This window comes from Chitinophaga sp. (assembly GCF_039596455.1).
Lineage (GTDB): Bacteria > Bacteroidota > Bacteroidia > Chitinophagales > Chitinophagaceae > Chitinophaga.
Window position 1 is genome coordinate 257,436 of record NZ_JBCNJR010000005.1, and the last position, 18,911, is coordinate 276,346.

Genomic DNA, 18,911 nt, shown 5'->3' on the forward strand with positions numbered 1-18,911 from the left:
GGCGTTAAGACCTTTAGGTTTTACATACGGTTAAGAAGAAGAGGATGGTACGAGAAATGAACTACCAAAGAAGGAACTCTTCATAAAGAGTGAGAAGCTGAAAAAAATTCAAAAGCCTACTGCATCTGTATGACTCTTTCGTTCGCATGGGGAAATAAAAAAGTATTGCTATCCTTGCATCTAACAGGATTTTGCATATATTTACGGGTTATGCGTCATTGTAAAAAACGCCAACCCGCAAATGGCACATTGGCTTTTGTCGAGATACGACTGACGCTTTAGAACCAAATGTACAACTTTTGTCAACGCATAGACGAAAAAAAGCAAATTTGACGATTAAAAATTTTGAAATAGAATAGATGAAATTATACGATACATTAGAGCGACAACTGAAAAAAACACACAACTTCGTTACCGACAACGGAGAACTGAAAAAGTGGGTAGTGCTGAACAAGGCACAGAATTTTGATGAAGAACTGATTGGATTGTTGCTCGACAATGCCGAACTAAAAGACAAGTTTTTTGTGAATGTAAAAGGCACATTGGTATTTAACCAGAACCTGTTTACTCAATTCTTGGAGCAGAAAAATTATTTGAACGACAGTTATACACAATACAAAAATAAACTAGGGTTGACCATTGACGGCAAATACCTGAAACAGCGCAATGAAGTGGCTTTAGTGTGGCCATTTAAGGATTGCATTTTAGAAGGTGGGCAAAGCCGAGAAGAAGACAAGCGAGAAGAAATTTTCTTTAACGAGATTCTAGCACAAGACGAAATTACCCAACTGTTAGAGCCAAAAATCTTGACTAATGCCAAACGCATAAGTGCCAAAGGAGAAAAACCATTGATCCAGATAAACAGGAATAAGGATGGTATAATCTCCGATAATTTAGTTATAAAAGGCAACAACCTATTATGCTTACATACCCTGAAAAACCAATTTTCAGGTAAAGTAAAATTCATTTATATTGACCCTCCCTATAATACAGGTGGGGCCGCAAATACATTTAAATACAACAACACATTTAACCATTCAACATGGTTAACATTTATGCAAAACCGAATAGCGGTTGCAAGACAGCTTTTAGACAATAACGGAGCAATATGTATAGCCATAGATGATGAAGAGTACGCTCATTTAAAAGTATTGTGTGATGATGTTCTTGGAAGAGAAAACTATATTGGAACTATAGTTGTTCAAAGCAATCCTCGTGGAAGAACCATTAATTCACATTTCGCAACCTGTCATGAATACGCCTTATTCTATGCCAAAAAAATTACGGAAGTAGTTGTAAATAACCAGACATTGACTGAGGACCAGGAGGATGATTTTGATAAATCTGACAATAATGGAAAATATAGATTCTTACCATTTAGAAGAAGCGGAGGAACTTCAACTCCTGTGGAACGACCCAATTCTGAGTTTACATTATATTATTCAAAAAAGGATAAAAACATCATAGCAGTTGGCGGCGAACGAATTGGGAGTGGAGAGGATGAATACCAACCAAAAGAAATTTTACTGCTTGATGACTCCGGTCAATTGAAAAATTTAGAACCTGCTAGTTTCTTAAAAAAAAATGGAAAAGATATAATAGAAATTTTGCCGGTTGATGTATTTGGGAAAAGAAGGGTTTGGAGATGGTCAGACAGAAAGGCGATCCTAAAAGCAGCAAAAAATGGTGATTTTAACGTAGTTATTAACGAGAGTAAATATACAGTTCAACTGAAAGACCGTATTAAAGAAGGCAGAAAACCTAAAACTATATGGAGCGATTCAAAATATGATGCCTCGGCAAATGGTACAATGCTTTTGAAAAAACTTTTTGATGGGAACAAATTATTCAGTTATCCCAAGTCAATTTACACAGTCAAAGATGCAATTGAAATATTTACTGATTCGCAAGCCAATGATATTGTCCTTGATTTTTTTGGTGGCAGTGGAACTACAGCACATGCAGTACTAGAGTTAAACAAAGAGGACGATGGAAACCGTCAATTTATTATTACTGAACAGCTTGACTACATTGAATTTGTCACTTCTAGACGCCTTCAAAAAATTATTGAACAAGACAACTCGGGCGATTTTGTATATATCGAGCTCAAAAAGTATAATCAAACTTTCATAGAGCAGCTTGAAGCAGCAAAAAAGACGGAAACGCTTTTACAGATTTGGGAACAGATGAAGGCCAAGTCATTCCTGAATTACAATGTAGATATAAAAAAACAAGAAGAGCACATTGAAGATTTCAAAAAACTGAGCCTTAAAGAACAGAAAAGACACCTTTGTGAACTATTGGACAAAAACCAACTTTATGTAAATCTTTCTTCGCTCAACGATCAGGATTTCAACTGCACCGAAGAAGAAAAGAAAGTAACCAGAGATTTTTATCAAATTAAAGACTAAGCAAATGGCGTTTTTATATGACATATTGTTACAGGAATTTGGTAAAAGAGCCATTGCCCAAGTTGCCATTCCCAATCACATAACCGATAATCTTAAATCCGGCTTCGGTCGGAGGCCCTATCAAATTGAAGCCTTTCAGCGTTTTATTCTTTGCCAATCAGAAGAATTTGCAGGCAAGCCACGCAGGCCGTTTCACTTACTATATAATATGGCAACAGGGAGTGGGAAAACGTTGATAATGGCAGGTTTGATACTGCACCTTTATGAAAAGGGGTATCAAAATTTCTTGTTTTTCGTAAACAGTAATAATATCATTCAGAAAACCAAGAACAACTTCGTCAATCCACAGGCTTTAAAATATTTGTTTAGCGACAAAATTGTAATTGACGGAAAAGAAGTGCTAATTAAAGAGGTTGACAACTTTGAGGAAGCTGACAATCAGAATATTAATATTAAGTTTACCACAATTCAGCAATTGCATATTGATCTAAACAATACCAAAGAAAACAGCGTAACCTATGAGGATTTTAAGGATAAGAAGCTTGTATTGATTGCGGACGAAGCTCACCACTTAAGCTCAGCCACCAAAAGCAACGGGGCTTTATATGGCAGCTGGGAAGGAACTGTTTTGGAAATCCTCAATCAGAATTTCGAGAATGTACTTTTAGAATTCACGGCGACCTTAGACTATGAAAGCCAGGAAATTGTAAACAAGTATCAAGACAAGGTTATTTTCAAATATGATCTTGCCCAATTTAGGATTGATAAGTATTCCAAAGAAATCAATCTTATTCGGTCTCTATATGACGAGCGGGATCGGATCATACAAGCTCTGATTATAAATTTGTATCGTCAGGAATTAGCCACTTCAAATAATATCAATTTAAAGCCCGTAATTCTGTTCAAGGCAAAAAAAACAATTAGGGAATCCGAGCAAAATAAAGAGAATTTCCATAAACTGATTGATGAGTTTTCGATAGCAATGGTGGAGAAAATAAAAAAAACTTCTACTGTTTCAATCGTTCAAAAAGCATTTAAGTTTTTTGAATCTAAAGGTCTTTCTGCCAACGACATTGTAAAACGAATTCAAACCAATTTTCGACTTGAAAATTGCCTCAGTGCCAATAATGATACAGAGGCGGAGCAAAACCAGATTTTACTCAATACATTGGAAGATGAAAACAATCCAATTCGAGCCGTTTTTGCCGTTCAGAAATTGAATGAGGGTTGGGACGTTTTGAATTTGTTTGATATAGTTCGCCTATACGAAGACCGCGACGAGAAGGATGGAAAGCCAGGAAAAGTCACACTTTCAGAAGCACAGTTAATTGGACGTGGTGCAAGATATTATCCGTTTGCCTTGGAAGAAGGACAAGATAAATACACTCGAAAATATGATGATGATATTTCCAATGACATGAAAATATTGGAAGAACTTTATTACCATACAAAAGAAGATAGTCGTTACATTTCGGAACTGAAGAAAGCGCTCGTGGAATCGGGTATCTATGAGGATGATGAAAACTTGATAACGAAGCAGCTCATTTTGAAATCGGACTTTAAGGGAACGGATTTTTACCGAAATGGGCACGTTTTCTTTAACAAGAAGGTGCCCAGGAGTTTTAATAATATAAAATCCTTTGTCGATTTAGGAGTTACAAGAACAAACTATCGTCATACGCTGTCTTCAGGAGGAGGTAGAATGTCAGGTGCTTTTTTTGAAAGGGAAAATCTAACTTTGAATGAAGAGAGTATCAAAACTAAAGACATAAAGCTGACCGATATTCCCAAGAACATTGTTCGTTTTGCATTAAGTCAAAATCCGTTTTTTTATTTTGATAGTTTATCGCATTACTTTCCTGGCGTAGGGTCACTTTCTGAATTTATTAACAGCGAGTATTTTTTAGCAAGTTTGGAAATTACTTTTAGCGGAACATCTAACCGGCTCAAAGAGATCAGTCAATTTGATTATTTGCAGGCCCTGAACGGACTTTTGCAAACCATTGAAGCGGACATTAAGAGCATTTCGACCGAATACGAAGGTTCAGCCTATATGAAATTGCCTATCCACCAGGTTTTTAAAGATAAAGAAATCAAAGTTTACAGAGACAGCGAACGGGCAGATGGGCAAGAAACTTTGGTGGCAAAGGAGCCTTGGTATGTTTATAACGCTAATTATGGAACAAGTGAGGAAAAGAAGTTCGTAGAATTGTTTGCAAGAAAACTTGAAGGTCTAATGCACAAGTTTGAGAACATTTATTTGATTCGAAACGAACGGGAGGTCAAAATATTTGACAAATACGGACGGGCCTTTGAACCAGACTTTTTATTATTCTGCAAACAACGAGACGGAGAACAAATGACTTTCCAGGTATTCATAGAACCCAAAGGAACACATTTAGCAGCCAATGATAAGTGGAAAGAAGACTTTTTGAATGAAATCAGAACCGAACAAAAGACTATCAAAATTTATACGGATAAATACTTAATTACAGCTTCTCCGTTTTACAACTATGCAAACGAAAATGAATTTAAAACCACATTGGATGCTACATTAAACCCATAAAATATGGAAATCATGACTTTGGTTGACAGTTTTTATCTTGTCAATCAAATGTCTATATAATGAGTCCAAAGGAACTATCGGATATTCGCAGAAAGCTTAGAATAATTCAACACGGCCAGGAGTCGGGAAATGTATCAAAAACCTGTCGCTACTTTGGCATATCCAGGGAAACCTACTATAAATGGAAGAAAGACTATGAAAGTGAGGGAGAAAACGCATTAATTAATAGTAAGCCTTGTCCTGAAAATCCGAAGCTGCGTATTGCGGCTGATATTGAAGCGCAAATTATACACTTAAGAACTACCTACCATTTAGGGCAATTGCGGATATCTTGGTACATGAAGCGTTACCACAATATTGCCGTTTCTCCAGCGGGAGTATATAATGTTCTTAAAAGAAATGGTCTGAATAAACTACCGCGGAATCAGCGGAAAAGATCCATGGAGCAATTTAAAAGATACGAAAAGCAGGTGCCGGGGCATAGGATCCAGGTAGACGTCAAATTTCTATCGTTTACTGATAAATCCTCCGGGAAAGAAGTTAAGCGCTTTCAGTACACAGCAATTGATGATGCGACACGAGCTCGGGCATTGAAAATATATAACAAGCATAATCAAAGCTGCGCAATTCAATTTGTAGACTATATACGGAACAAATTCCCATTCCGGATTCATACTATTCAAACCGACAACGGACACGAATTTCAGGCCCAATTTCACTGGCATTGCGAAGATTTGGGCATCCGGCATGTCTACATCAAAAAAGCTAGCCCACATTTAAACGGCAAGGTGGAACGGTCTCACTTGACCGATCAACAAGAGTTTTACCAGTTGCTCGAATACACAGGTGACATCGACATTAATAAGAAATTGCAGGAATGGGAGAACTTCTATAACTGCCATAGACCTAATGCTGCCCTGAAGGGCAAAACACCCTACGAGATACTTAGAGAACGATTACAATCTAAAACTTAACCATTGTTTGAAACCCTTGCCGGGATGGGGCAAGGGGAATGGCGCGGCAGCAGCGCCTTCCCCTTAAAGATGTATTTCAATTTAAATCCAATTCAAGATGTATATTTGTTTCTGTCAACCGTAGTCCTAGTATTCACATAATGTTATTTTTCTACCTGCCCTTACGGGAAGTGACAAAAAAAGGCGTGAAGGAAAATTCCCCCACGCCTCGTCTCTCTATTGTGTTTGCTCCATTATACTTTCGGCGCCCAACCTGGTTCGTATTGGCGGCTCCAATATTTGGAAGCCTCCTTGTCGTTCAGGATATGACCGTTGCGTTGGTCTATGTTCAGGGTATGCCCCACCCGCTGTGCGATGTTGCCCAGCTGTACCCACAAGGTGCTCTTATGCCCCGTTTCCACATCGGCGTTCGGCATTTTGTTTTGCCGGATGCTGTCAATGAAGTTGGTGATGTGGATGGCGTCCAGCCCTTCGCTTGGACTGGCCGTATTCCGCCCGTCAATCACCGCATCGGATTTAACTTCCTTCACAATTTTATTCTTCTGGTCGTAAATGGTGTAGCTGTTGCCGCCGGTGCTCATGCTGCCGCTTTCGCCATAGAATATTACGCCGCGGTCGGCGCCTTCTACCAGGCGGCCGTTGCAACTGCGGCCTTCCCACAGCACCGTTACGTTACCGGGGCAGTTATAGGTGATCAGCTGCGTATCCGGCGTTTCCCAATCATCCTGGTAGTGGAACCTGCCGCCGGTGGAATTGACCAGCAGCGGATAATCGGCTTTCAGGCCCCAGCGTATCACGTCAATTTCGTGGGTGCCGTTATTCAGCGCTTCACCGGTGCCCCAATGCCAGAACCAATGCCAGTTGTAGTGTATCAGGTTGCTGCGGAAAGGCTTGCGGGGCGCAGGGCCTTGCCAGAGGTCGTAGTTGAAGCCGGCCGGCGGAGTTGCCGGTACGCCTTTGCCGATGGACCCGCGGTTGTTGGTATACCATGCTTTCGCCATATGCACGTTGCCGATAACGCCATTGTGCAGCTCCTGGATACCTTGCGTCAGTACGGGCCAGGAGCGGCGCTGACTTCCCATCTGTACGATACGCTTGTATTTGCGGGCCGCGGCGATGGCCAGTTCCCCTTCGTTGGGGTTATGGCTGAGCGGTTTTTCGCAATACACGTGCTTCCCTGCCTGGCAGCCCATGATCGTTGCGGGCGCGTGCCAGTGGTCAGGCGCCGCCACCGCCAGCGCGTCTACGTCTTTGTCGGCCAGCGCCTTGCGGAAATCTTCTTCCGTTTTAGGGTCGTTGCTGCCACCTGCGCGCCTGACCGCCGCGAGCCCTTTCTGGATCGCCTTCGGATCAACGTCGCAGATGTAGTGTACCGACGTGTTCTTCTGCTGGGTAAATGCGCGGGCCAGGAAAGAACCGCGGCCATTACAGCCCATCAGGGCCACCCTTACCATTTCGTTGCTCCCTACGATACGGGCATAGCTCTTCGCTGAAAACCCGAGGCCCAGACCGCCGAATGCTACGGCGGCAGACCCTGTCGTCAGTTTTTTGATAAAATCTCTCCGTGAATTCTCCATATCAGATAATATATTTTGAGATGATTACAATGCTTTTATTTTAATGTTCCTGAATGCCACCGCATCGCCATGCTCCTGCAAGAGGACCGGCGTCTCCGTAACCTCGGAAAATCCCTTGATGTTTTTGTACTTGCTGCCGGCCACCAGCGCCTTGAACGCCGCGCTGCCTCTTTCAAATTCCAGTACTTTTACGCCATTGAGCCAATGCTCCACATGCGCACCCCTGGAAATGATACGGGCATGGTTCCACTCCCCCACCGGCTTGTTCATTTTGGCGGACGACGGCGCGATAAGGTCATACAACGCCGCCTGGGTACGATTCCCCTCCTTGCCCAATTTAGCGTCGGGATGCACCTGGTCGTCGATGACCTGGAATTCGAGCCCAAGCGAGCTGTTGGGCAGCACATAATACTTTATCCCGCTGTTGGCGCCTTTGGTAATACGGAACTCCAGCGATAGTTCAAAATCCCGGTAGGTCGTTTCCGTCACGATGTCTCCACCGTGACCGCTGGCGGGATCCGTTTGCAGAACGCCGTCCTTGATGGCCCACCCCTTATTGGGGAAAGGCTTTCCATTGGCGGCTTTCCAGCCGGAGGTCGTTTTTCCATCGAACAGCAGGCGCCATCCCGCCTTCTTCTCTTTCCTGGTCAGCACGGGCTTTTGTGCAACAGCCACCATCGTGCAGAAGGTGCAAACCGTCAATAACAACATTATTTTTTTCATTCAGATAGATTTAATAGCCAGGATTCTGTTTAAGGTTCGGGTTTACGCTGAGCGTGTTGTTGGGAATGGGGAATACGATGCGCCAGGGCTCCGATTGTTTTTTATCCCATCCCGGGTTGGTAAACTTGCCGAAGCGGATCAGGTCGTTCCGGCGCCATCCTTCCCAGGCGAATTCGCGGGCTCTTTCATTGAGCAGCTCGTCCAGCGTGAGGGTGGCAACGGTATACTCCGCTTTCGGGTCTCCGGCGGCAAAGGCCCTTTTACGTACGGCATTCACCAGGTTGACCGCTTCCGGCGTAGCCGTACCGCCGTTTTTGCGCATGATGGCTTCCGCTTTCATCATCATTACGTCCGAAAGGCGATACACCGGCGCATCGTTGCTCATGTGGCTGATCCTGCTTCCTTTCTGGAATTCGAACTTCACGTTGCGCGCGCCATGGAACTCCTTGGCGGTGAGCATGGTGGCGGTATCGCCGGGAGCGTTCACGAAGTACGGGTCCAGCACCAGCGGCTTGCCTTTTTGCGCGCCGCTCAGGCATTTCAGCGGCGTCACCCCGTCCGCCGCGAACTGCGGGCCATAGAGCCATTGCGCCTTACGTTTATCCGTGGCGCCGAAAAGGCCGAAGAAGTTATTATGCGTCATAAAACGGTTCTGGGGCGTCCAGGAGAAACCATAGGTTTTTTGGTGCTCCTGGTGCAGCACCTTGTAGTTCCATCTCATTTCCGTTGCATAAGCCGTATCGTACACCACCACAAAAATGTTTTCCTTGGACAGCTCGTTCTTGATCTTGAACGGATCGTTCCAATTGGCGTCCAGTTGGTAACCGCCGCCGGTGGTGTAGTTGATCACCTTGTCGCAATAGGTGATACAATCGTCCCAGCGCTCGGGGCCGGGCTGCAGGCCGTTCTCCGTCAACGTGCCGCCGTATACCTGCGCGTTCAGGTACAGCTTGGCGAGCAGCGCCCAGGCGGCGGGCTTGGTCATATGCCCGTAGGTATTGGGAGCGCCCTTGTCGAGCAGCTTGTCTACGTTGTTCAATACTTCCTTCTCGATGTAGGCAAATACTTCTTTCCGGGGCCTCGTTTCCGGATACATCGGTTCTCCCACTTTTTCGGAGATGGGGATATTGCCCCACATATCCATCAGCAGCCAGTAGTACCAGGCGCGGTAGCAGTGCATTTCCGCAAGCACCATCTCCTTGTCCAGGCCTACGTTCAGTTTCTGGAAATTGACGAACTCCATGTTTTCGAGCGTGGAGTTGGTGAGACCTACGCCGCGATAGATCGCATCCCAGGTGTTCTTAATTTCCGAGTCGTCGGGCGTCCAGGTATGCCAGTGCATTCCGACGATCTGATCTCCCCCGTCCGCGGGCGGGGTGCCATCGCGGTACGGCATGGCCGCCTCGTCGGTGGTCAGGGTATTCAGGTGCCAGATGCGGTATTGGTAGCTCCCCACGATATGGGAATATGGACGGATATAGTTGGCGATCACCTCTTCTTTCGAATTAAAGAAGGATTCTTTGGTAACGCTGCTGTATACCTTCTCGTCGAGGTTGGTGCAGCCGCTCATCCCGATACTGGCCGCGCAGCCCAAAATGCCTGCCATCCATAAACCGGAGCGTTTTTGCCGTATATGTTGAAACGTGCTTTTCATGTTTGATTTTTTACTGGTGATGGCTTAAAATCCAAGGTTGACGCCTGCCGTAAGGGTACGGGTACGCGGATAAAAATTCATGGTGCCGAGGCCCGGCTCCAGCCCGTTCACTTCAATATCCGGATCGCGCCCGCTATAGCTGGTGAACGTCAGCAGGTTCTGGCCGGATACATACAGGCGGGCCTTGCGCAGGTACTTGATCTTGCTGGTGTTGAAATTGTAGCCCAGCGTGAGGTTGTCCAGCTTCACAAAATCCCCTTTCTCCAGGAAGTAATCAGAGTATGCGTACGAACCGTTGATCGGCTGGTCCAGCGCTTTTTTCAGGAAGTTGTCGGAGAAACGGACTTTGTTCATATACACCATATCCGTGATATTGAGGATATCGAAGAGGAAGCTGCCCCTTAAAAAAATCGACAGGTCCAGGCGGCCGTAGGAGAAGTTGTTGCTCATGCTCATGAACATCTTGGGCAGCCCGTTGCCGATGATCTTTTTGCCTTGCGCATCCAGGGAAGGATCTTCCGCATGGGTGTAGAACACCCACTGGTTTTTACCCGGCCCCTGGCTGTCGTCGAACTCTTTGAACACTTTGCCGTAGAAGTTGCCGATAGACTGGCCGGCCTGGCGGCGGAAAGCGTTGCCCATGTTGTTCGGAAGACCGTAGTGATCTACCGGCGCGCTGTTGGCGGCCCCATAGGAAGTGGACACCAGTTTGTTTTCGTTGTAGGAAAACGTAAAGCTGTTGGTCCAGGAGAATTTCTTGCGCTCAATGATGTTCGTATTCAACCCCAGTTCCACCCCTGTATTGCGGATCACGCCGAGGTTAACCACGCTGGTTTGTGCAATGAGCGAAGGCACCGGCGCGGTGGCGTCCAGGAGCAGGTCGGAGGTTACGCGGTTGTAGACGTCCAGGCTACCCGATATGCGGCTGTTGCGGAAGGTGTAATCTACCCCGAAGTTGTATTCCGTTTTCTTTTCCCAGCGAAGGTTCGGGTTGGGATTTGAGCTGTTGGACGCGCCGTAGGTAGGTGTAAACACGCCGTTCCAAAGGAACTGCGCGCCCGTGGTGAGCGTTTGCAGGGAAGCGTAGGAGCCCAGCCCCTGGTTGCCGGTAACACCGTAGCCGGCGCGTATTTTCAGATCCTCCACGAAACCTTTGGTGAAGAAAGGCTCCTGGCTGATGCGCCAGCCGGCGTTCACCGCCGGGAACCAGCCCCATTTGTTATTCTTGCCGAACTTCGAGGAGCCTTCGCGGCGTACGGAGGCGGTCAGCAGGTATTTGTCGCCGTAATTGTAAATGCCCCTTCCGAAGAAAGCGATCAGCTTGCTGGAGCTTTTGCTGCTGCCCAGGTCGGAACCTGTACCCGGCGTAGCTTTAAAAGCCTGCCCGGCGCCGAGGTTATTGTAGCTCATGGCATCCGTGAGGAAGTTCTGGTTTGAGGCGTTGAAACCTTCCGACATAAAATCCTGGTAGCTGTAGCCCGCCAGCCCGGTGATGCTGTGCTTGCCGATTGTTTTGGCGTAGTCAACGGTATACTCGAACGTCTTGTCGTAGTCAAATGAAGTGCTGCGGCTGGCGTTCCCGTTCTGGCCGTTGATCTTGCTCGTCCATGCATCGCGGGATTGATAATAGTAGGAGATCACGTCCCGTCGCTGCATGGCGAAAAAGCCGCTGACATTAAGGCCGGGAGCGAGATTGAGGATGCCCTTCAGGCTACCGTTGATGTGTTTGATCCTTTCGCCGTCTGTGGACTGCATACGCCTGGCGTAGGGGTTGCCCGTGCGGTCTACCGGGTCTTCGAAGTAGGAACCGTCAGGATTAAAGACCGGGAATGTTGGGTTACGGCCCACCGCATCCCCGAAAATGGAATTATCCGTTTTATTATAATGGAGGAAGGAGGTAGCGAAGTTACCCTGGATGGTGAGTTTGTCGTCGATGGCTTTCTGGGTGAAGCTCAACCGTGTATTCACGATCTTTCTCCAGGTGCCTATGGCGATCCCGTTCAGGTCGCGGTACGATACGGCCGCGCGGAGATTGGATTTGTCCGTGCCGCCGGATACAGAAACATTATGCACCTGGCTGAGGGGCTTTTTAACCAGCGCCTTGAACCAGTCTGTGTTGGCGCCGCCGTCATTGAGCACGAAGGTAGGGTTGGTCCGTTTGTACTCTTCGGCATATGCGCGGTATTCATCCGCGGTGAGTACGCGGGGGAATTTGTTGACCTGGTCGGTATAGGCATATCCATCGTAGTTCACGGTGGCGGCGCCGTTCCTGGCGCGTTTGGTGGTGATGATGATCACGCCGTTGGTGCCGCGGGTGCCGTAGATGGCCGCGGCAGAACCATCCCTGAGCACGTCCATGGAGGCGATATCTTCCGGGGAAAGGTTGTTGAGGTTGCCGCCGGGAATCCCGTCTATCACGATCAGGGGGCCGCCGCTCCCTTTCACCGAGGAGATGCCACGGAGCTGTACAGACGGTTGCCCGTTAGGGTCCATCCCCTGGTTGTTGACGATCACGAGACCAGGCACCTTGCCTTGTATCAATTGCATGGGCGACACCACGGCGCCGCGGTTAAAGTCCTTTTCGGATACGCTCGTGATGGCGCTGGTTACGTCGGTTTTCCGGACGGCGCCATAACCGATCACCACCACTTCATCGAGCTTCCGGCGATCTTCCTCGAGTATGATCGAGAGACTGGTTTTATGGCCTACCGGCGCTTCCTGCGGAAGATAGCCGATGAAGGAAAACACGAGGATGGACTGGGTATCGGGAACTTTTATGGAGAACTGTCCGTGCTCATTGGTGATCGCACCCGTGCTGCTGCCCTTTATGATGATCGTTACGCCGGGCAAAGGCTGGCCTTCCCGGCTGGTAACGGTGCCTTTGACGATGATGTCGGCGGCGGCGGCGGAACGGCCGGCGGATGTACCGGCGTTGGCGCGGCTATCCGGGATGATGACGATGTGCCGGTCGGCAATGGTAAACGTGGTATGGGTACCTTTTAACGCTTCCGTGAGGACCGTCTCCACTCCACAATCGATTGCGTTCAGGTTGATTTTTTTAGTTACATCCAGTTGGCCCTGTTTGTAAAAAATGGAATAATCGCTGTTGTTTTCGATCACCCTGAACACGGAATCCAGGGTGCCGTTTTTGACCTTGACGGTCAGTTTGGTATGCTGCGAGAATACGACCGATGCATTCGCCTGCAGGATACAGCAAAAGGTAAGAAATGCAGAAAGCTTCATAGCAAGTGGAATTTTGGGCCGGCACCACAGGGATGCAGGCAGAATGGATTTTTTTTTCATACTTTTACTTTGGTTGAGTATTGTTGATAACAACGGTTCAAGTTGTATCAGCAATCATCCAAGCGGGGAATGGTCCTAACATTTCCCGTTTTTTTGTGCATAGGCATAGCCATTGCTATTGCGTGATACAATGCATTTTCCATACATGAACCGTAAGGAATTCCTTATTTGTGCTACAGGTCCGGCCTTCCTGCTAATCGCGGCGTGTCAGCCGGTCATTGCCAGTAGATATAGATTTCGTTTCCAGTGAAAGTGTACTTGACGGGCGCTGTGAGGCTGATTACATCCAGCGCCTTCCATACCGTTTCATCATCGTAGAATTTTCCTGTGAACTTTAGATTTCGGAGACTGTCATCAGCCAGTTTTATATTTATTCCATAAGTCGCTTCAAGTTTTTTCGCCAGGTCCTTCATGGTAATACCTTTGAAAGACAATACCACTCCCTTCATCTGCATGTTGCGGGTAAGGTCCGAGGCATGTACGCTCATCGTTTTGTTTTCCCGGTCGAACACTGCTTCATGCCCGGCTTTCAGTACCTGTACCCTTCCCGCGCTGTCATATCCCTCAATCTGTACGGCGCCTTTTACGAGGGTAGTCACAGATACGGGGTTGCCGGGATAAGCCATCACCCTGAATTCCGTTCCCAGCACCCGTACGGCGTAATCTGGCGTTTTGACGATAAACGGCGCGTCAGCATTCTCCGCCACTTCAAAGTATGCGCCACCGGTGATCTCCACTTCCCGCCGGTCCGGTCCGAAGGCGGAGGGGTACCGCAGTACCGTGTTACCATTCAGCCAGACCTTGGTGCCATCGGTCAGCACCAGCTGCATACGCTGCCCCTTTGAAAGGGTCACCTGGTTGTAAGCGACCGGTGGCATTACTTTCCGCTGACTGGTCAACGCCCACCAGGCCGTGCCTCCGACCAGCAATATTGCGGCCGCCCATTTCCACCACCCGGCATTACGGCGGACAGGAACGACTTTGCCGGGTACCGGCGTCATCCGCCCCTTCATTTTTGCCCATTCCCCTTCCATATCTATCTGCCCGTACAAAGCCGCTTCGGCGGACTGCTGCCATAACTTCCTCCATTCTTTCAGCATTTGCGCCCTGGCAGGGTCAGACGCCTCCCAGGCTAACACCTGTTCGATTTCCGCTGCTGTAGCGTTCCCGCCCAGGTATTTGCTGATTAATTCCAGGTCTGTTTGATCAAAAGGTTCCATAAATTATTTACAAGACAAAAAAAGATGGGGATACCCTTACGGGTGAGTGAAAATTTTTCTGGGAGCCGTGATTACAGTTTCAGCAACGCCAGCAGCAGCAACAACGCTCCGGCCAGTTGTACGCGCAAAACCCGCAAGGCTTTGCTGATCTGGGCCTCAACGGTCTTTACGGAAATCCCCAGCCGGGAAGCGATTTCACTGTATTTCAGCTTTTCGAACCGGCTCAGCACAAATACGCGCCTGCATTCCTCGGGGAGCTTTTGTATGGCCGCATATATTTGCTGCCGCAATTCGGCGTATTCCATCCGGGAATTCACCTCGTCAGAGGTTTCGGTCAGCAAACCCGCCAGCCGCTTTTGCCGGGCTTTGCTTTTCTTCAACTCATTCAGGCAACTGTTCCGGACCGCATTAAAAAGGTAGGGTTTAAGCGCAGTATGTATCCTGAGCGAGTCCCGTTGCTCCCAGATGTTCAGCAGCACTGCCTGCACAATGTCTTTGGCCTGCTCGGTATCGTCCATATAACCATTGGCAAAACCCGTGAGCGGAATAAAGTACTTTCTGAATATTCCCTCAAAAGCCAGCTCGTTATCAACTTGTAAATAAGTCAACAGTTTTTGGTCGTCCATACCCCTGCAGTGTGATTTTGTAGTGTTTGCCCCCGTGTTAAACTCTCATGACCAGCCAATATACAAAGTAAAAGCAAAAACCCGCCCCTGATGGAGCGTTTTTTTGCTTTTTATGACCATTCGCTATTTGAGAATAGCCCTGATCGCCTTCTCACAGGCTTTCGCGTATTTCAGCATGCCTCCGTTAGCCGGGTGGCTGCCGGCAACGGCAACCGGCATTTAAAAGGAGCATGGAAGTACCTGCACGTTACATTAAAAAAAGCGCCATCCGGAAGGATGGCGCTGATTCACTGCAAATAATTCTGCAGATCACATGTCCAATTAACCATTTACCCAAAGCCCCCATTTGTTGTCAAACTTATACCACTTGCCATCAGATGCCTGCCATTGCCACTGCGGCACTTCTGACCAGGTTTTGCCGTCTGCGCTCCACACCAGCTTTTTGTTGTGGATCTTTAACCATTTACCCTCCTTGTCTGCCCAGGCGCCTTCTTTAACGGCCTCCCATTTCTCCCCGTCGGTGCTCCACCACAGCCCGCCTTTTTTATCCAGTTTATACCAGTAGGTTTTCCCGTCTTTCATACCCGGCCAGCTGCCATTGGGAGATTTCTTCCATTCTCCTTCATTGGCCGCATGTTTCAAGGTATTCACTGCAGTGGCCTGCACGTGCATGCAGTTGCCTGTCAGCAGGAGTAAACAAATTCCTGCTGTATACATTGTAATTTTCATTGCTGTTAAGTATTAGAGTTGAAAAAATTATACGATGAACGGGTCAACAATAGCCAATACCTGGTTGGCTGACAGCGGCTCGTCAAAACTTTCGCTGGCGGCGTTGGCAGATACAAATTGTGTGATATTTACGCCGGCCTGCGTGGTAAGTTCTTCGCCGTCGTATACCGGTTGAACGGCCGCACCGATCCCGCCCGTATCTTTACCGGTAATCCACGGCTTGAGGTTGGCGCCGCGGGCTTTTCGCATTTGACGGATATGGGACGCGTGGCGCGCTTCCACCGAATGGATCTGCAAGGCGGCTGTGAGCACGGCATTGTTGCTGATGAGCTCGGCAGCCCGTCCTTTGTAGGCCCTGACGCCGGTATCTTCAAACGCCTGGGCAACTGCCAGGAATGTATCATAATTGGTGAATACGTTGGCAAATGCGCCGCCTGCTGTAAAATCGAATGTTGGTTTAGCCACAGGAGTGGCTCCCAGTGAATTCAGCGCTGTCTTCAGGAAGGCAACGTGCGCATTTTCGTGGTCACGTATGGTGTTGATGGCGCCAACAGCGGGTGTTCCCGCAGGTACTACTCCGGAAGCGGCGCCTTTGGTGTAGTATTCCGCCTCCAGGTATTCCAGTGTCAGCGCATAGTTCAATACGCCTGCAATGCCTGGAGCGCTTTGGCCATACGCCTTTTTGAACATGCTTCCCAGGGCAAACGGCAGCGCAGCCAGGGCTACCCGTCCGCTGAATGATACAAACTGCTTCATGGCGCTTCTGCGGGAGTTCAGGCGGTCACCTACTTCCGGGTCAACCTTTTCCAGCTCGGTAATTATGTTATGAATATTCATGGTAAACTTTTTTAGGTGAACGAACTTTTATCAGGAGGCAGGCAGGTTGCCGGCAAATATTACGGATTTAAGGAACGGCGCGGCAGCCTTCAGTACGTCTGCCGGCTTACTGGCCAGATCAAGCCCGTTTGCATCTATAACCGTGTTGTCGGCAAAGGTACCGTTGCTGATCAGGTCCCGGATCAACGCCGCATGGCGGGCTTCTACAGATACGATCTTGCCGGCCAGCAGCAGGTAATTGCTGTCCATCAACAGCTGCCCGGCGCCATTGTATGCAGATACGCCCAGGTCTTCAAATGCTTTGGCTGTTGCCAGTACGCTGTCCCGGCTGCCGAAGTTGACCGCGGAGAAATTCACCTGTAGGTTTGCAATTGCTTTTGCGCCAAGCGCTGCTTTAAAGAAATCACGATGTGCTACTTCATGGTCCCGGATGTCCGTAAGAAGGGCCTGCTCATTGGCGGTGATGCCACTGAACGGAGATGCAATTACCTGTGTGTAGAATGCCGCCTCCAGCTGTTCCAGCGCGTACGCATAGTTGAGGATGCCGATGTCGCCACTTCCCAGATCTATGCTGCCAGCAGGCGGCCGGTTATCATTGTCGTTTTTGCTGCAGGCGGCAATAACCGCCGCGGAAGTGCCCGCTACACCAATGTAGGAAAGGAATTTTCTCCGGTCAATTGCGCCGGGCAAAGCGTTTCCCTTCTTGCCGGAATACGGCAATTGCGTGTTTGATCTTTTCATAACAAATGAGATTGATGGTTATCTACCGCTGATGAATAAAATAGGGCGCGGAGGCCTGTTTTTCGTACGCCATTATGTTTTGCTTAACGGCATATTTCATATACGAGTGAAAAAAGCAAAAAGTTTCAACGGTGTAATATTCTGATGGGTGAACCGGCGTATGATTCAATGTGCACTAGGATGCTACATTCCCGATTACATACATTTGCTCCAGGGTAGGCGCCGGGCTGCCGCCTGCTCTTTCAAGCGTAATGGCGAAGGCTTGCGCTTTTTCTACCGGCTTTAACTGGCAAAGCCCGTCGCAATCCTGCAATACGCCTGCGTCAACAGGCTTTCCATCTACCAGCGCCCAAAGCTGGTATTGTTTGCCGGCCGGCGCCGGCGGGAGATTGCTGGTGACCAGGTAGACATTTTTGCTGCTTGTATTCCAGAAGAGCGTTGCCTTGTTGATTTCCCTGCCGGGTACGCCAGACATGGCAATCTTCACTACGGCCGGGTCAGACATTAACTGTATGCTGCTATCCAGTGAAATAAGCTTTGCCTTGTAAACTTTGTTTTCCGCCAGCATCAAACTTCTTTCGCCCAGCAGCGAGCTGTAATCACTAGCGGCCTTTTTGTACTTATTGTAGAGATGCAGGTTAACGCCAAGGCTTATCATTAGCAATAATAATGAGGCGGCTGCCAGGTATCTCGAAATGCTGCTGTAGCGTAATTTCCCGGCGGCGGGAACATTGCCGGCAAGCCTTTCGGTTGATGGAGGCTTACTGCCGAGGGCGGCAAGTATTCTTTGCCTGGCATCGCCGGATACAGGTATTGCTTCGCCCTCAGCCCTGAAAGCCGCTTCCAGCCATAGTTCACATTCCCGGATAGCTTCGGCAATTTCGGGATGCAGAAGACTTAACCGCTGAAGTTCGGCAACATCGGCTGGGTCTGCTATGCCAAGTACATAGCTTTCGATCACACCGCTTTTTATGTATGCCTGTATATTCACGTTATAATTTAACCTGTTTTCTCAATTGGACCAATGCTGCCCTCAGCCTGGTTTTAACAGTGCTCAACGGGATATTGAGCATTTTTGCAATTTCATCCTGCTTGTAACCCTGAAAATATGTTAAATCTACCAGTACTTTATGCTCTTCCTTCAACATTTGCACTATTTTACGCAATCCGTACTGCTCTGAAAGATGTTGCGTTTTATCCGGCAATGACGTATAGTTCTCCAATAGTGAATTATTGCGGCGGGAATTTTGCCAGTCCGCGCTTCGGATGGTGTCTATAGCCGTACTCCTGGCAATTTGATACATCCAGGTGAACAGCCTTCCTTTGGACTGGTCATAATTTTCTATCTGGCGAAAGATTTTCACAAACACTTCCTGCAATACGTCACTTACCATTTCGGCATCAGGTACGATACTGCTGATAACGCCATTCAATGCTGCAGAATAGTGATCATACAAATATCCGAAAGCAGCTTGCTGGCGCTGCTTTAACAAATAAACGAGCTCCTGTTCAGTATATCTTTGTGAACCTTTCAAATGCAAAATTGATCA

At 47.9% G+C, this 18,911-nt stretch carries 15 protein-coding genes; 4 read left to right on the top strand and 11 right to left on the bottom strand.

Going from position 1 to position 18,911, the window contains the following annotated elements:
• The first annotated feature begins 359 nt into the window (after positions 1-359).
• From ABDW36_RS17420 to ABDW36_RS17430, 3 genes are read left to right on the top strand one after another with little or no spacing between them, the layout of a single operon-like run.
• Positions 360-2,411 carry a site-specific DNA-methyltransferase gene (locus ABDW36_RS17420; RefSeq protein ID WP_343703204.1) on the top strand — a complete coding sequence of 684 codons (2,052 nt, stop codon included), beginning with the start codon at positions 360-362 and terminating at the stop codon, positions 2,409-2,411.
• A gap of 4 nt (positions 2,412-2,415) precedes the next feature.
• Positions 2,416-4,977 (top strand): DEAD/DEAH box helicase family protein, encoded by a 2,562-nt coding sequence (locus ABDW36_RS17425; protein ID WP_343703205.1) that lies wholly within the window; start codon positions 2,416-2,418, stop codon positions 4,975-4,977.
• A gap of 59 nt (positions 4,978-5,036) precedes the next feature.
• Positions 5,037-5,951, top strand: a complete 915-nt coding sequence (locus ABDW36_RS17430; RefSeq protein ID WP_343703206.1) for an IS481 family transposase — start codon at positions 5,037-5,039, stop codon at positions 5,949-5,951.
• A gap of 233 nt (positions 5,952-6,184) precedes the next feature.
• Here ABDW36_RS17430 and ABDW36_RS17435 read toward each other — a convergent pair whose 3' ends face one another.
• The 6 genes from ABDW36_RS17435 to ABDW36_RS17460 all read right to left on the bottom strand — a co-directional run bounded on the left by ABDW36_RS17435 (position 6,185) and on the right by ABDW36_RS17460 (position 15,054).
• The gene (locus tag ABDW36_RS17435; RefSeq protein WP_343703207.1) at positions 6,185-7,528 is read right to left on the bottom strand and encodes a Gfo/Idh/MocA family oxidoreductase; all 1,344 of its coding nucleotides are present in this window, start codon (positions 7,526-7,528) and stop codon (positions 6,185-6,187) included.
• Between the two features lie 24 nt (positions 7,529-7,552).
• Positions 7,553-8,251 (bottom strand): DUF1080 domain-containing protein, encoded by a 699-nt coding sequence (locus ABDW36_RS17440; RefSeq protein WP_343703208.1) that lies wholly within the window; start codon positions 8,249-8,251, stop codon positions 7,553-7,555.
• Between the two features lie 10 nt (positions 8,252-8,261).
• Positions 8,262-9,905 (bottom strand): RagB/SusD family nutrient uptake outer membrane protein, encoded by a 1,644-nt coding sequence (locus tag ABDW36_RS17445; protein WP_343703209.1) that lies wholly within the window; start codon positions 9,903-9,905, stop codon positions 8,262-8,264.
• 24 nt (positions 9,906-9,929) lie between these two features.
• A complete protein-coding gene (locus ABDW36_RS17450) occupies positions 9,930-13,148 on the bottom strand; it encodes a TonB-dependent receptor (protein WP_343703210.1) in 3,219 nt (1,072 codons plus the stop codon).
• Between the two features lie 275 nt (positions 13,149-13,423).
• Entirely contained in the window at positions 13,424-14,428 is a 1,005-nt protein-coding gene (locus ABDW36_RS17455; protein ID WP_343703211.1) for a FecR domain-containing protein, read from the bottom strand.
• A gap of 71 nt (positions 14,429-14,499) precedes the next feature.
• A complete protein-coding gene (locus ABDW36_RS17460) occupies positions 14,500-15,054 on the bottom strand; it encodes an RNA polymerase sigma-70 factor (protein WP_343703212.1) in 555 nt (184 codons plus the stop codon).
• Between the two features lie 90 nt (positions 15,055-15,144).
• Here ABDW36_RS17460 and ABDW36_RS17465 point away from each other — a divergent pair, with 90 nt between their 5' ends.
• Positions 15,145-15,354, top strand: a complete 210-nt coding sequence (locus ABDW36_RS17465) for a hypothetical protein (RefSeq protein ID WP_343703213.1) — start codon at positions 15,145-15,147, stop codon at positions 15,352-15,354.
• Between the two features lie 21 nt (positions 15,355-15,375).
• On the opposite strand, the gene ABDW36_RS17470 is transcribed toward ABDW36_RS17465, so the two are convergent.
• The 5 genes from ABDW36_RS17470 to ABDW36_RS17490 form a co-directional block, all read right to left on the bottom strand.
• On the bottom strand, positions 15,376-15,783 hold the full coding sequence (locus ABDW36_RS17470; protein WP_343703214.1) for a hypothetical protein: 408 nt from the start codon (positions 15,781-15,783) through the stop codon (positions 15,376-15,378).
• A 27-nt stretch (positions 15,784-15,810) separates the two neighbouring features.
• On the bottom strand, positions 15,811-16,620 hold the full coding sequence (locus ABDW36_RS17475; protein WP_343703215.1) for a ferritin-like domain-containing protein: 810 nt from the start codon (positions 16,618-16,620) through the stop codon (positions 15,811-15,813).
• A gap of 30 nt (positions 16,621-16,650) precedes the next feature.
• Positions 16,651-17,361, bottom strand: coding sequence for a ferritin-like domain-containing protein (locus ABDW36_RS17480; RefSeq protein WP_343703216.1), 711 nt, complete (start codon positions 17,359-17,361; stop codon positions 16,651-16,653).
• A 175-nt stretch (positions 17,362-17,536) separates the two neighbouring features.
• Positions 17,537-18,322: an anti-sigma factor gene (locus ABDW36_RS17485; protein ID WP_343703217.1), complete on the bottom strand. Its 786-nt coding sequence runs from the start codon at positions 18,320-18,322 to the stop codon at positions 17,537-17,539.
• A 31-nt stretch (positions 18,323-18,353) separates the two neighbouring features.
• Positions 18,354-18,896 (bottom strand): sigma-70 family RNA polymerase sigma factor, encoded by a 543-nt coding sequence (locus ABDW36_RS17490; protein ID WP_343703218.1) that lies wholly within the window; start codon positions 18,894-18,896, stop codon positions 18,354-18,356.
• Between the last annotated feature and the right edge of the window lie 15 nt (positions 18,897-18,911).